The 12901-nt window shown below is 60.8% G+C and carries 11 protein-coding genes; 4 read left to right on the plus strand and 7 right to left on the minus strand.

Annotated elements, in window-relative coordinates; genetic code table 11:
* Positions 1 to 39: 39 nt before the first annotated feature.
* From MHM86_RS04750 to MHM86_RS04765, 4 genes are all read left to right on the plus strand, one after another.
* Positions 40 to 1305 (plus strand): imelysin family protein, encoded by a 1266-nt coding sequence (locus MHM86_RS04750; protein ID WP_239196398.1) that lies wholly within the window; start codon positions 40 to 42, stop codon positions 1303 to 1305.
* Between the two features lie 219 nt (positions 1306 to 1524).
* Positions 1525 to 2985 carry a di-heme oxidoredictase family protein gene (locus MHM86_RS04755; protein WP_239196400.1) on the plus strand — a complete coding sequence of 487 codons (1461 nt, stop codon included), beginning with the start codon at positions 1525 to 1527 and terminating at the stop codon, positions 2983 to 2985.
* A 1-nt stretch (position 2986) separates the two neighbouring features.
* A complete protein-coding gene (locus MHM86_RS04760) occupies positions 2987 to 4006 on the plus strand; it encodes an imelysin family protein (protein ID WP_239196402.1) in 1020 nt (339 codons plus the stop codon).
* A 4-nt stretch (positions 4007 to 4010) separates the two neighbouring features.
* Complete coding sequence (locus tag MHM86_RS04765) at positions 4011 to 5084, plus strand: DUF1513 domain-containing protein (RefSeq protein ID WP_239196404.1); 1074 nt, start codon at positions 4011 to 4013, stop codon at positions 5082 to 5084.
* A 165-nt stretch (positions 5085 to 5249) separates the two neighbouring features.
* Here the strand turns inward: MHM86_RS04765 and MHM86_RS04770 are convergent, their stop codons facing one another.
* From MHM86_RS04770 to MHM86_RS04800, 7 genes are all read right to left on the minus strand, one after another.
* Complete coding sequence (locus tag MHM86_RS04770) at positions 5250 to 6650, minus strand: TRAP transporter large permease (protein ID WP_239196406.1); 1401 nt, start codon at positions 6648 to 6650, stop codon at positions 5250 to 5252.
* Positions 6650 to 7297: a TRAP transporter small permease subunit gene (locus MHM86_RS04775; RefSeq protein WP_239196408.1), complete on the minus strand. Its 648-nt coding sequence runs from the start codon at positions 7295 to 7297 to the stop codon at positions 6650 to 6652. Before MHM86_RS04775 ends, MHM86_RS04770 begins: the two co-directional genes overlap by 1 nt.
* A 92-nt stretch (positions 7298 to 7389) precedes the next feature.
* A complete protein-coding gene (locus MHM86_RS04780) occupies positions 7390 to 8403 on the minus strand; it encodes a C4-dicarboxylate TRAP transporter substrate-binding protein (protein WP_239196410.1) in 1014 nt (337 codons plus the stop codon).
* A gap of 198 nt (positions 8404 to 8601) precedes the next feature.
* Complete coding sequence (locus MHM86_RS04785; RefSeq protein WP_239196412.1) at positions 8602 to 9600, minus strand: molybdopterin-binding protein; 999 nt, start codon at positions 9598 to 9600, stop codon at positions 8602 to 8604.
* A gap of 3 nt (positions 9601 to 9603) precedes the next feature.
* The gene (locus MHM86_RS04790; RefSeq protein WP_239196414.1) at positions 9604 to 10584 is read right to left on the minus strand and encodes an XdhC family protein; all 981 of its coding nucleotides are present in this window, start codon (positions 10582 to 10584) and stop codon (positions 9604 to 9606) included.
* A gap of 51 nt (positions 10585 to 10635) precedes the next feature.
* Positions 10636 to 11892 (minus strand): VWA domain-containing protein, encoded by a 1257-nt coding sequence (locus MHM86_RS04795; RefSeq protein WP_239196416.1) that lies wholly within the window; start codon positions 11890 to 11892, stop codon positions 10636 to 10638.
* A 13-nt stretch (positions 11893 to 11905) separates the two neighbouring features.
* Positions 11906 to 12814: a MoxR family ATPase gene (locus tag MHM86_RS04800; RefSeq protein WP_239196418.1), complete on the minus strand. Its 909-nt coding sequence runs from the start codon at positions 12812 to 12814 to the stop codon at positions 11906 to 11908.
* Positions 12815 to 12901 lie beyond the last annotated feature (87 nt).

Below are 12901 nucleotides of genomic sequence, written 5' to 3' on the forward strand. Positions count from 1 at the left end.
TCATTGTACCAACTGACATACCAACTGAGGACAGTCGACATGAAAACCACCTTCCTGAGCACCTCTGTGCTGGCACTGACGCTGGGCACTAGCGCCCTTGCAGAGGCCCCGAGTGCCAAAGCGGTTCTGGAAAACTACGCCAACATCGCAGAGGCAAAATATCAGGACAGCCTGATCACCGCCAAAGCGCTGCAGGCCGCAGTTGACGCGCTGATCGCTTCGCCTTCGGACGAAACCCTGAAAGCAGCGAAAGACGCCTGGCTGGTGTCGCGTAACCCCTACCAGCAGACCGAGGTTTACCGTTTCGGTAACGCCATCGTTGATGACTGGGAAGGCAAGGTAAACGCATGGCCGCTGGACGAAGGTCTGATCGACTATGTTGACGCCTCCTACGGTCTGTCCGAAGAAAACGAATACGCCGCGCTGAACGTTGTTGCGACCCCCGTTTTCAAACTGTCCGGCACTGATGTGGACGCCACCAACATCACCCCTGAGTTGCTGGAAGCGACCCTGCACGAAGCAGATGGTGTTGAGGCAAACGTGGCCACCGGCTACCACGCCATCGAATTTCTGCTGTGGGGTCAGGACCTGAACGGTCATGGCGCTGGCGCTGGCAACCGTCCGGCAACCGATTTCGCCAAAGGTGACGATTGCACCGGCGGTCACTGCGACCGTCGTGCGGCCTACCTGAAGGCAGCGACCGATCTGCTGGTGTCCGATCTGGAATTCATGGCAGGCGCATGGGCTGAAGGTGGCGAAGGCCGCGCAACTGTGCTGGCAGACGAAGATGCAGGTCTGGTTGCGATGCTGACGGGCATGGGCTCGCTGTCTTACGGTGAACAGGCAGGTGAGCGTATGCGCCTTGGCCTGATGCTGAACGATCCCGAAGAAGAGCACGATTGCTTCTCCGACAACACCCACAACAGCCACTACTACGACGGCAAAGGCATCCAGAACGTCTATCTGGGCAGCTACACCCGCGTTGACGGCACCGTTGTTTCCGGCGCGTCGCTGTCAGATCTGGTGAAGGCCAAAGACGCTGCACTGGACGCGGAAATGACCGGCAAGCTGGACGTGACCATGGCCGCACTGGGCAAAATGAAGGACGCAGCCGACAACGGTTTCGCCTATGACCAGATGCTGGAACGCGGCAACGCCGAAGGCGAAGCGCTGATCATGGGTGGTGTGAACGGTCTGGTCGATCAGACCAAATCGATCGAGCGTGTCGTTGCTGCACTGGGCCTGAACCAGCTGGAGTTTGAAGGCTCCGACAGCCTCGACAACCCCAAGGCCGTGTTTGAATAAACACTGCTCAACAGACCGGCTGTGGATCTCCGCGGCCGGTCTTTTGCCGCTTTGACAACCTCCCCTTGTCCAAGGCGGCGCCTCCCCCTTACCCAGCCAACCGCGCCACATCCACATTGATCACGCGCACCGCTACGGTTTTAGAACATGCTCAAGCGTCCCGCGCCCCTTATCCCCCTATATGCCCTGTTACTGACGACAACGATTGTGAATCCCGCGATGGCATTGGACCTATCGCAGGATCTGCATCTGTCGCCACTGCCCCGCACGGATGCCGAGACCGCCCGCATCACCGCCGTGCGCCAAGCGCCCAGCGATTTTTCTGCTCCTCACAGATTTGAAGCCCTGAGCGCCGGCAAGGCCACAGTGCCTGCCAGCGACGACGAACGCGTTCTCTCCCATCCCGCCGCCAGCCTGACCGAAACGCTGGATTTTGAACTGGGTCGGTCACTGTTTGAAAAGCTATGGGTTGCGGCCCCCTCCTCCACCCGCGCGTCAGACGGCTTGGGCCCGATCTATAACGCGCGCGCCTGCTCGGGATGCCACATCAACGATGGTCGCGGCCACGCGCCTGCTGGACCGTCGGAAGATGCCAAAAGTTTTGCGCTGAAACTGTCAATTCCCGCCCCGCAGGACGACCGTATGGAGGAGATTGAGGGCTGGATCGCCACCCAGCCCGAACCGAACTACGGCAGCCAGATACAGGATTTCGCCACCGCCACCGTAGGCGCTGAGGCGCAAATTTCTGTCACCTATACGCCGTATCCGGTGACGTTGGACGATCGCACAGTCATCACCCTGCGCCGCCCCGACGTGACCCTGACCCAAATGGCGCATGGACCTTTGCATAGTCAGGCAATGCTCAGCCCGCGCATCGCACCGCCGCTGAGCGGGCTGGGCTTGATCGAGGCGATCCCCGCCGCTGATATTCTGGCGCTTGCCGACCCAGAGGACGCAGATGGCAATGGCATTTCAGGCCGCGCCGCTGTGGCGTGGTCGGTGGCGCATGACACGTGGATGCTGGGCCGGTTTGGCCACAAGGCCACGCAGCCCACCGTGCGGCAACAGGTGGCTGGCGCACTCAGCACCGACCTGGGGATTTCATCACCGCTGTTTCCCGCACCCTGGGGTGACTGCACAGAGGCACAGACTGAATGCCGCGCCGCGCCGCATGGTGACAATGACGTGCGGGTCAATGAGGTGGATGATATCGGTCTGGATCTGATGACGCTTTACACCGCAAACCTCGGCGTGCCGGAACGACGCAATGTCGCTGCGCCTGAGGTGCTGCGTGGCAAAGAGATTTTCCACACTGCGGGCTGCGCCGACTGCCATACACCCAGCTTTGTCACCCACCGTTTGGCCGATCAGGCAGAACGCTCTTTCCAACTGATCTGGCCCTATTCCGATTTCCTGTTGCATGACATGGGCGATGGCCTTAGGGACAGCCGCCCTGAGGGTGTGGCAACAGATCGGGAATGGCGTACCCCGCCGCTTTGGGGTATTGGTCTGGCACACAGGGCTTCGGCTGAGGCGGGCTTCCTCCATGATGGGCGGGCGCGTACCCTCTTGGAGGCGGTGCTGTGGCATGGCGGCGAAGCAGCTGCTGCGCAGGCCCATGTGCGCCAATTGAACGAAACCGACCGGGCGGCCTTGATCGCCTTTCTGGAAAGCCTTTGAGATGTTGAAACCCTTTGCCACCGCTCTTGCCCTGTTGCTGCCGGGGGCGTCTCTCGCTCAGCCAGTGCCGGAACGGGTGGGATTGGTCGAACGGGTTCTGGATCAGCATGTCCTACCGAATTTCGCCGATCTGGCAGAGGCAACCAGTCAGTTGGCGATGATTGCCGCTCAGGATTGCACTCCGGATAGCGAGGATCTGCGCACCGCATACGCCCGCGCCTTTGACGCCTGGGTACGGGTCAGTCATCTGCGCTTTGGCCCGACAGAGGTGCAAAACCGCGCCTTTGCGTTGGCCTTCTGGCCTGATCCGCGCAGCAAAACCCCAAAGGCACTGGCACAACTGCTGGCCGATCAGGATGTCGCACTTCTGGCGCCGGAGGAATATACCGAGTTGAGCATCGCCGCACGTGGGTTCTACGCGCTGGAATACCTGCTTTATGAGCCGCAGTTGCAACAGCCCGCAGCCTATGCCTGCGCATTGGTGCAGGCGGGCAGTGCAGATATTGCGCGGCTGTCTGCAGCGATCAATACTGATTGGGCATCCTATGCAGACCAAATGCGCAGGCCCCATGCCGATGGCCCCTACAAAACCAATGCCGAGGCCACGCAGGAGTTGTTCAAGGCACTGCTGACAGGCCTGCAGTTCACCACCGACATGCGCCTTGGCCGTCCGCTGGGAACATTTGAACGTCCGCGCCCCAAACGGGCCGAGGCACGCCGGTCACAGCGCAGCCAGCGCCATATCGCGCTGGCGGTGGGGGAGCTGGAAGAGCTGGCGGCTCTCTTATCGCGCGACGGCTCTGGGCTGCAGGCGGAGCTGATGGCCGCGTTTGAGGATACGCATCAAGCGATTGATGTCATCGACAGCCCCGATCTGTCCTCGGTCGCCACGCCCTTTGGCTGGTTGCAGGCCGACATCGTGCGCCTGAACCTTTACAGCCGCATTACCGAAGAATTGATGCCCCCCTTGGGTGAAGAACTGGGCGTGCCCGCTGGGTTCAACGCGCTGGACGGGGATTAACACTATGCTGACAGGATCGCGGCGGGGATTTCTGGCAGGCCTCTTGGCCAGCAGCATGACACCGGCGATCAGCTGGGCCAACGTCGGTGCCCCACAGTATCTGTCAGCGGCGAAGACACCTGATGGGGCCTTTCGTATCTACGGCTTGGACGGCGCAGGCCGGATCCTTTTTGATCATCCGCTGCCCGGGCGCGGCCACGCCGCCTGCGCCCATCCAACACGGGCCGAAGCGGTGGCCTTTGCCCGTCGCCCCGGCACATTCGCCCATGTGATCAACTGCCAAAATGGCGAGGTTCTGGCAGAGTTGCACAGCCCTGAGGGCCGCCATTTCATGGGGCATGGCGTCTTTGATCTGGCTGGTGATCTACTGCTAACCCCTGAGAATGACTATGAGGCTGGTGAAGGCCGCATCGCCATCTGGGACCGCCGACTGGGCTATCGCCGTGTGGGCGATCTGCCCTCGGGCGGGGTTGGGCCACATGACATGCAGCGCCTGCCCGGTCAGGACCGCTTTGTCATCGCCAATGGCGGTATCGACACCCACCCAGAAAGCGGTCGCAGCCCGTTGAACCTGCCGACCATGCGGGCCAATCTGGCACTGATGGAGCTGGATGGCGGGCTAGAGGTGACGGAACTGGACCTTGACCTGCGCCTGAACTCCATCCGCCATCTGACTGTGCGCGCCGACGGGCTGATCGGTTTCGCGATGCAGTGGCAGGGCAAGGATGGACAGCACCCGCCGTTGCTGGGAATGATGCGTGCGGGTGAGGCGCCGCGCCTATTCAGCGCGCCCGAAGCACTGCATCAGGGGATGAAGAACTACGCGGGTTCTATCGCGTTCAGCGGCAACGGACGGCTGGTCGCCATCACCTCACCGCGTGGAAATGCGGTGCAGCTGTTTAATGCCGCAACGGGTGCGTTCGTGCGGCAAGTGGATGAGGTGGATGTGTGCGGACTGTCGGCATCCGGTGACGGGTTTATCGCAACCTCTGGCACTGGAATGATCCGCTCTATCGGGGCTGAGGGAGAGCCTGCTCAGCACGAACTGGCGTTTGACAACCACTTGATCGCGGTTTGAAGGCCGAAACAGAGGTTCGTGCCCGACCCGAGGGCGGGATTTACAAGTGCGCCGACCTTTTAGCAAACCGGCGCACTGCACACTTGGCACTTGTTGGAAATTCGCGCCCGCTCTGGGGGCGGGTCGGGCACGAACCGGCTCACTTTGTGATCCGGAAGAACGGCATCACGCCAAACTGGGCAGCCACAGCACAATCGCAGGAAATGCCACCAGTAGCGCGATGGTCAGCGCATCAGCGATGAAAAATGGTGTCACGCCTTTGAACACATCCTGCACAGAAATGTCGTCACGCACCCCCGCAACCACAAAACAGTTGAGGCCAATCGGCGGGGTGATCAAACAGAACTCGGCCATTTTGACAACCAGAATGCCGAACCAGATCGCACACATCGGCCCCGACATACCAAAGGCACTGTCTGCGGCTGAGACAAACTCGCCCCCATTCAGCGCCATCACAGCCGGATAAACCACCGGCAACGTCAGCAACAGCATCCCGATTGCATCCATAAACATCCCCAACACCGCATAGGCCAGCAGAATCAGGATCAGCGTCAGCATCGGGCTTTGCTCCAGCCCCGTGATCCAATCGGAAAAGGCACCGGGCAGGTCCGCAAAGCCGAGGAAACGCACATAGATCAGCACGCCCCAGATGATGGTGAAAATCATTGCCGACAGCTTCGCGGTTTCCAACAGCGCGTCCTTCAGCTGCGCCCAGCCCATGCCGCGCAGCACCGCCATCACAAAGACCACAAAGGCCCCCAGCGCCCCGCCTTCGGTCGGGGTGCCCCAAGCGTCCCCTCCAAAGGGGTTGTAGATAAAGAAGATGATGATGAAGACCACAAAGAAGATCGGAAAGGCTGGCGGGATCGCGGCAAAACGCTGCTTCCACGTATAGCCGCGCACCGGCGGGCCAAACTTGGGCAAGACCAGCGCCAGTGTCACGATCAACCCGCCATAGATCAGCGCAGAGAACGCACCGGGGATGAAGCCCGCCAGCAGCAGCTTGCCCACATCCTGCTCCACAATGATCGCGTAGATCACCAAAATGGCCGAGGGCGGGATCAGTGACGCCAAGGTGCCACCCGCCGCCACAACCCCCGCGGCGAAGCGTTTGTCATAACCCACTTTCAGCATTTCAGGGATGGCAATGCGGGCGAAGACGGCCGATGTGGCCACCGATGCACCGGACACGGCGGCGAAGCCTGCGGTGGCAAACACGGTGGACACCGCCAGACCGCCCGGCAACCAGCCGACCCAGCGTTTGGCAGCCTCAAACAGCGCCTTGGTTAATCCTGCGTAATAGGCCAGATAGCCGATCAGAATAAAGGTCGGGATCAGCGACAGCGCCTGACTGGACACTTTGGAATGAGGCACCTGCCCCGCGGTTTTCACAGCCACGGTCAGCGCCCAGCCGAAGTCTTCGGGGTCATAGCCCTTCTTGGCCCAGAAAATCCAGATGAGGCCCACCATGCCTGCGATACCCGCGGCAAAGGCCACGCGCATGCCCAGAACCACCATCAACAGCATAAAGCCCGACACCCAAAGACCAATTTCAATCGGTTCCATCAGCCTGTGCCCCCGTCACTGCCCAAATCCTCGACATGTGCCGCCTCTTCTGCCGCCTGCGCTGCGGCCGATTGCACCAGCGGCACCGCCACTGGCTCTACCAATCCCAGCACAAAGGCGCGGCCATACCCCCAAAGCTGCAGCGCCATACGCGCGCTGAGCACCGCAAAGGCAATCGGCGCCAAAAGCTTGGCCGGCCAGATCGGGATACCAATGTCGATAGAGCTGTCGCGCGACCACAAAGGCGCGTTGAAATCAAAGCTGCGGTCAAAATGCGACCACGTTCCCCAGACCAGCAGAACCATAAGGCCAAAGGCCGCCAATGTTGTCAGAAACTCCGCCGCCCAAAGGGCACGGCCGCTCAGACGGCCCACCAGAATGTCCATGCGGATATGGCCGCCATCACGTTGGGTGTAGGAAATCGCCAGAAAGGCAATCAGCGCCATCGCCTGTTCGATCCAGTCCACATAGCCAGGCAAAGGCGCGTTAAACAGGTTGCGTCCCGAAACCGAAATCACCGCCAGAAACATCAGTGAAAACACTGCCAGCCCGCACAAGAGCGCCAGCAGCCGTTCCAGCCGCAACAGCCCCCGATCCAGCTGGCTGAGGCGCGAACCATCCTCCAGCACCGCAGCAGATCCTGCCATCCCATTCCCCGTTTCTGCCCTTAGGGCATGTTATCTGGTATAAAAAAGCCGCGCCGGTTTGGCCCAGCGCGGCTTGGTCTTGTGTGATTGGATCACTCGGCCCGTTTGGCTTCGAGCGTGGAGATCACCAGATCATACAGCTCCTGCGCGGGCAGACCCTGTGCGGTCATGTCAGCGATCCACTTGTCACGGATCGGGCCTGCGGCCACTTCGCGGAACTTGGCAATCTCCCCCTCTGCCAGTTCAACCTTCTGAACACCTTTTTCGGCCAGAACGCTGTCCCATTTGTTCAGCAACTCGCCATAATTGGCCAGATAATGCGCGATGGCTTCATCCACGGAACTGTCCAACGCTTCGCGGTGGGCATCCGACAGGCCTTCATAGGCGTCGGTGTTCACAACGATCGGGCAGTTCACGGTGCCGGGGTTCAGGTTTGCGGTCCACCAGGTCGCCTGATCAATGGTACGGAAGGCAAAATGCGCGTGCTGAGCAAAAGCGACGGTGTCGACAACACCGCTTTCCATCGCGTTATACGCCTCGGTCGCAGTCACCGATGTGGGCACGGCCCCCACGGCGGAAAACGCCTGACCGATGCCGCCGGTGGCGCGCACACGCATGCCGTCAAATTCTGCCAGTTCATCGCGCGCCTCGCCGGTGCCAACGATGTTGTACTGTGGCATGGGCGAGGTCATCAGCAGTTTCGCGTTCCAGCGGCCCAGATCAGCCTGCACAGCAGGGTGCGCGTAGACCGCATGGCTGATCGCAACTTCTTCTTCCAGCGTGTTCACACCAAGGAACGGCAATTCCAGCACGGTGATCGAGGGGTTTTTATCACGGTGATAGCCCGCACAGAACTGCGCCATTTCAAACGCCCCGATGGAGATTCCATCAAGGTTTTCGCGGTTCTTCGACAAACCACCGTAAGAAATGTTCAACGTGAACTCACCACCAGTTTTTTCAGACACCAGTTCGGCCAGTTTTTCAACATGTTCGGTGAAGGCGCGGCGCTTGCCCCAGAGGGATACATTCCATTCCTCTGCCATAGTCTCAGTGGCAAAACCCACCGCCAGCGCAGCAATCGCTGCCTGTGCCAGATATTTCTTCATGATTTCCTCCCATTGTGGCCTTATCGGCCCATCTGTGAAAAGGCTAACGCACCCAATCGCGCAAGCCAAGAGCATGTCTCCTCTGAACGCCAGATCTAGTAACTCTACGGTAAGGCGTAAGTATATACAGCTTGCGATGATTACTGCGCCGTTGCAACAACCTTGGGCGGTGCAAGTCCCTTGGTGCGGTTGCGGCGGTTAACGCCGCTTTGACTGACGCGGCATAGGACGGGTTGGAATTTCCTTTAGCAACCCGCCAACACCCATCGCGGCTATGTCTCTGCCGTTGACGTCCACCCCACACGCCACCCGCGACAATACCCAATCCGCGCCGTTCAATGCGGGTGAGCGGGCGCATCCGGGCAGACCGATCACCGGCGTGCCGCTGAGGCCGCCCAGAAACAACAAATTGCCCGGATCCACCGGCATTCCGAACCGTGTCACTTGCCCCCCCGCCTGGCGTAACGCCTGCGGCGCCACATCATGAGGATCAGACGTGGCAGAGGCGGTGAGGATCAGCGCCATATCCGCCGTAACCGCGGCCAATGCCTCCGCCAGTGCGCCCTGCTCATGTGGCACCACAATGGTGTCCACCAGTGCCATGCCCAGCGCCGTCACGCGGTCGGCAATTGCCGCCTGCCCTTTAAGGCCCGCGCCACCCGCAATATCGGTCACGATCAATGCAGCAGTTTGATAGACTGGTGGATGCAGCTGCATCGCGTCCCGCCCCACGTCGCAGGCACGGTCTACGTCTGCAGCCGCGACACCGTAAGAGATGATCTTGATCGTCGCGACCATCCCGCCCGCCGTCATCTGTTGCAAAGGCGGCACCGTGGCGACGGTGATCATCGGGTCAATCGCATTGAGCCGTTCCAGCGCGGCCACATCCATCTCCACAACACCCGGCCCTGCGGCCAGCACATTGACCCGTCCGGTGAACGCGGTGCTAAGGGTCAGGCCGACCGCCGCAGGATCGGGCACCAATGCGGCGGCAATGCGGGTGGCGGCGGTGTCCTCGTCCAGATCATCTGCGGCCAACCGCGCAACAGTCACCTCTGCCACGCCCGCAGTTGCCAACGCCGCGATGTGCGTGGCATCCAGCACCAGCCCCTTGCGCAGCCGTTGACCTCCAACCTGCAGGGAATGCGCCAAAATAGCGCCCTCTGCGTTATGGATGGGAACGGGTCCAAACTGCATTACCTAGGCCTCTAGGATACGGCCCTGCCGCAACACGGCGGTGCATTCCGCCATGATCGACAGCGCGATCTCCGCCGGAGAGGCCGCACCGATGTCTAGGCCGACGGGACCGTGGATCTGCGCAATCTCTGCCGCGGAAAACCCCTTCGCCTCAAATCGTTCCACCCGTTTTGCATGGGTGCGGGTGGAGCCCAGCGCGCCAATATAAAACACATCAGACCTCAGCGCCTGTTCCAGCGCCGGATCGTCCAGTTTTGGGTCATGGGTCAGCAGCACCAGTGCGGTGCGGGCATCAAGGCCAAAGGCGCTGACACCTTCATCGGGCCAGTCATGCCGAATAGTTTCACCGGGGAAGCGTGTCTGTGACCCGAAGCTGTCGCGCGGATCAATCAATGTAGGGTCATAGCCTGCCAGCCGCGCCATCGGCACCAGCGCCTGTGCGATATGGACCGCCCCAACGATCAGCATGCGCAAGGGAGGGGTGTGAATAGCCACAAAGGTCTGTCCATCCGCCTCAAAGCCAGACCGATCCATACGGAACCGTTCGGAATGTCCCTGATCGGTCAGCGTGCGCGTGCCGGTTTCCACATCGACCACATAGGCCACAGCCCGACGCGCGGCGCGGGCGGCGACCAGATCGGCCAGCATCTGCTCGGACAACACGGTGCCAATCGGTTCCACAAACACGCGGATCGTACCACCGCAGGCCAGACCCACCGCAAAGGCATCGCCATCGGTGATGCCATATTCCAGCATCCGCGCTTTGCCAACTTCGAGTGCCTCTAGCGCCTCAACCACCACCGCGCCTTCGACACAGCCGCCGGAGACGGAACCTTCGATCTCACCCTCAGACGAGATCGCCAACTGGCTGCCCACCCGACGCGGCGCGCTGCCCCATGTTTCCACCACCGTGGCCAGCACAGCGCCCTTGCCCGCGCGATGCCAGGCCAGTGCGATTTCGGGAATGTTGTCAAAGCGGTCCATGTGAAACCTCGTTATTCAGCACCTATAAGATGACGGCAGGGCGATCCGACTTCAAGGCGCCATCATCTGCATCAACCGCGCCTTCTCCCCGTGGTCGCGCGCATCTGTGATGACCTCTGCCAATGCCTCTAGCGAGGCGATAGAATGGCCCGCGCGGAAGGCATCCACATGAGGCAACATGGCACGGATACCTTGGGCGCGCGGCGCAAACCCCTCCCAGCGCAGCAAGGGGTTGATCCAGATGAGCCGGCGCGAAGACAGCTGCAACCGCTCCATCTCACGGCTCAGCGCAGCGGGGTCGCCGCGATCAAGGCCGTCGGTGATCAACAACACCACCGCCCCCTGCCCCAGCACACGACGCGACCAATCCTGATTGAACCGATGTAAGCAGTCCCCAATGCGCGTTCCGCCCTCCCAATCCTGCGCCTCTGCCCCTGCAAGGGCCAGCGCCTGATCCACATCGCGGGTGCCCAAATGGCGGGTGATATTGGTCAGCCGCGTGCCAAAGGTGAACCCTTGAACCCGCGCCCAGCCAGCCCCCTTTTCATTCGCAACCGCATGGAGAAAATGCAAAACCATCCGACTGTATTGCGACATGGATCCCGAAATATCGCAAAGCACCACCAGATTGGGCCAACGCGTGCGGTGCTGTTTCAACATCAGTTGCTGCACCTCACCCCCCAATCTAAGCGATTGCCGCATACTGCGACGCCAGTCGATCGCATGACCGCGCAAGGCCGGTTTCACCCGACGTGACCGTATGGGTTGCACCGGCAGCTTCAGACGGGCGATCATCCGTTTGGCCGCGGCGATCTCTTCTGTACTCATCTGTTCGAAATCGAGGCTGCGCAGTTTTTCCTCGGCCGAGGCGGTGTGGCTGGCGTCCACCTTGATCTTGACCTCATCCGCCTCAGGCACCTCTGGCACTGTTTCGGGGTATTGCCCTTCCAGCAGCGCCTCAGCCGCGCGTTTTTCGGCGGCGCGGGCTTTGCGCTCCTCTTGCACACCGCGCACTGACGGCAGAAGCATTGCCATCATATGTTCCAGATAACGCGGATCGCGCCAGTAGAGGCGAAACACCTGCGAAAACACCGCACGCTGTTCGGGACGGCTGACGAAACAGGCGTGCAAGGTCCAATAGAAATCCTCTTTGCGGCTAAACCCCGCCGCTTCCACCGCGCGGATCGCGTCCATCACCCGCCCCGGCCCAATCGCCAACCCCGCCTTGCGCAGGGCGCGGGCGAAATAGATGATGTTGTGGCTGAGTTTGGGAACGTCCGGCAGATCCAGATCCGGCAGGCTTGTCATAACACGACGTCCATCAGACCGGTTCCAGCGTAGCACGCGCCTCTTCTAGAATCCGCCCAGCTTCTGATCCTTGCAGGCGCTGGATGTCATCCTGATATTTCAGCACCGCGCCCAAGGTATCCGCAATCACCTCTGGCGAAAGGGTCAGAACATCCAGCGCCAGCAGGCATTTGGCCCAATCAATGGTTTCCGCCACGCCGGGCTTTTTGAACAGGTCCTCAGTGCGCAGACGCTGGACAAAGGCCACCACCTCACGGCTGAGGTTTTCAGCCGCTTCCGGCGCGCGCGCCTGAAGGATATCCAATTCGCGCTGAAAATCAGGATAATCGACCCAGTGATAAAGGCAGCGCCGTTTCAAGGCATCATGCACCTCGCGCGTGCGGTTGGAGGTGAGGATCACGATGGGCGGCTCCTGCGCCTGCACGGTGCCCAATTCGGGGATCGTCACCTGATAATCGCCGAGCGCCTCTAGGAGGAACGCCTCAAACGGCTCATCGGTGCGGTCAATTTCGTCAATGAGCAGCACCGGCGCACCGCCCTGTTGCGGACGCATCGCCTGCAGCAACGGACGTTCGATCAGATAATCCTCAGAAAACAGTTCCGCCTTCAGCGCAGCGCGATCTGCACCACCTGTGGCCTCTGCCGTGCGGATGGCAATCATCTGTTCGGCAAAATTCCATTCATAGACAGCTGATGCCGCATCCAGCCCCTCGTAACACTGCAAACGGATCAACCGCCGCCCTAGTGCAGCGGCAATCGCCTTGGCGATCTCTGTCTTGCCCGTGCCAGCTTCGCCTTCCAGAAACAGCGGGCGTCCCAGCCGCAGTGATAAAAACCCCACAGTGGCCAGTGCGCGGCCACAAACGTATCCCTGCCCTGCCAGTTGGTTTTGCAAATCCTCAATCGACGTCACATTGGTCATGGCCGTCCTCCCTCCCCCAAAGAGATGCGGGTTCACCCCCTCAGGTCAAGAGCAAGGCGTATTGCAGAACACACGGCACACCTGTCG

The organism is Thalassobius sp. Cn5-15, from assembly GCF_022347685.1.
In the GTDB taxonomy this organism is placed as follows: Bacteria; Pseudomonadota; Alphaproteobacteria; order Rhodobacterales; family Rhodobacteraceae; genus Thalassobius.